The sequence below is a fragment of the Cupriavidus sp. 8B genome, from assembly GCF_054589115.1.
This window is the reverse complement of record NZ_BAAILO010000138.1, coordinates 1-1,779: the sequence shown is the minus strand read 5'-3', so window position 1 is coordinate 1,779 and position 1,779 is coordinate 1. Positions and strand designations below refer to the sequence as shown.

The window sequence follows — 1,779 nt, the reverse complement described above, 5'->3', positions numbered from 1 at the left end:
TGCTTGCTCTCGAACTATCTCGTTTCATACTACATCTCCTTCTGTTGAAGTGGAGGATTTTGATTCCGTTGTAACGGACACCGCCGCGGCACGGTCAGTGAGGCGGTCCCATCGACTGCTGTGCTTCACCGGCGGGTCGGACGTGGGGACTTCGTATAGATACGCATGGTCGTTGTAGGCGTGTCTCATAACGAGACCGTGGTTCACCCACCTGATGAGCGTTTCCACATGGATTCCGAGGCGCGCCGCAGCCTCCGGCTTCGTCAACATGCCGCGGTCCCGCAGTCGGTCGAAGCGGCAACGGAGTCCGTTTCGTTGCGCGAGATACGAGACGCGCAGCGCAGTGAATCTGATGTCAGCCTTGCCTGGCCGGACGGAACCGCCAGGGCGGATACCCTGTTCGTTGAGGATGTCTGCGATCTGGGAGCATGTGTGGCTGTCGAGAAGCTTGTCGATGAGCTCCAGGACCTCCGGCCGGGTCTTGACCTGTTGCGCGGAGGATTTGGGGTTCTGTGCCGTCAGGGTCTCTGTCTTGCCGCCCTTGAAGCGGACGTGGATCGTGGTGGTGCCTTCTGCCGGGAGTTTGATCAGCGTGACGTCCTCGATGACATGGGCGAGGAGCCGTTTGCGCTCGCGGTTCGGTAGCCTCTGATCACGCCATAGCATTTTGAAGTCGGTCGTCATGGCGACGAGCCGATCGCGGATTGCATCGTCAAGAGCAAGCTGGTCCTCGTGCCGGCCGCGCTCCCTTTCCTCCCGGGCCTGAGCTAATGTGCGCAGCTTGTCGTTCCATTCGCGTTCGAGGGTATCCGCGACCAGACGGTTATTCGGATCGACCAGCATGAATCGCCGCTGCGCGAGATCTGCTTCGAATTGAGCGCGTTCGATCGCGCGCAGGCGCAGCCGATCGGCCTCGTCGTACCGGGCCTCGATTTCTCTTCGAATCTCCAGCGCCAGCTCAACTGCGGCGGGCGTCATCATGGCGGTGACCAATTCACCGACTGCTTCGTCGATGGGTCCGCCCGCAATCGACTGGCAGCACGGTTCACCACGCGTGCCTTGCGCGCGATCGCAGACATACCACGCCTCCTGTCGCCCGCGCCGCGTTGCATACCGGAGGCGGAAGTGTCTACCGCAACGCCCGCAGACCGCGCGCCCCTGCAACAGGGCCGCGCCCTCTCGCGGCGGTGACGCGCGCGCGACTTCATATCCACGACCGTTGGATTCGAGAATCTTGAGATTCTGCTGATACTGTTCCCAGGTGATGTACCCTGGATGGGCGTCCGGGATGCAGGCGAGCCAGTCATCGCGCTCGCGCCTCCGAGGGGCCTTCTTCCCGTCAGCGGTTCGCCGATAGTGCCGTCGGCCGTAGGCGTAGGCGCCCGCATAGCGCGGATTGTTCAGCGTGCGGAGCGCGGTCGACGCGGTGAGTGGCTGGAAGGTAATCAGTTTCTCGTTGTGCATGCGGGATGGAAACCGAAGCCCCTCACTCTTGAAGACTTTGACTGTCTGGCTCGCAGAGCCTACCCGTGAGAACGTCTCGAAGAAGTAGGCGACCATCTCCCTGACCTGCAAGTCTGGGTCGAGCACGACGTTGCCGAGCTCGTCGTACACGAAGCCTGTCGGGAGCGAGCAGCGATACTCGCCGCGGCGCGCTTTATTCAGGATCCCGCCGCGCAATCGGGCTTTGAGGACATGGAGTTCGGCCTCGCTCATCGTTCCCTTGAGGCCCAGCAGGAGCCGGTCGTTGAAGCTGGCTGGGTCATATACTCCATCCTC

The 1,779-nt window shown here is 61.9% G+C and carries 1 protein-coding gene; it reads right to left on the bottom strand.

From position 1 onward, the window contains the following. Positions 1-24: 24 nt before the first annotated feature. Positions 25-1,779 (bottom strand): recombinase family protein (locus ACYP5B_RS14510; RefSeq protein ID WP_459570187.1); only part of this gene is annotated, 1,755 nt, incomplete at its 5' end.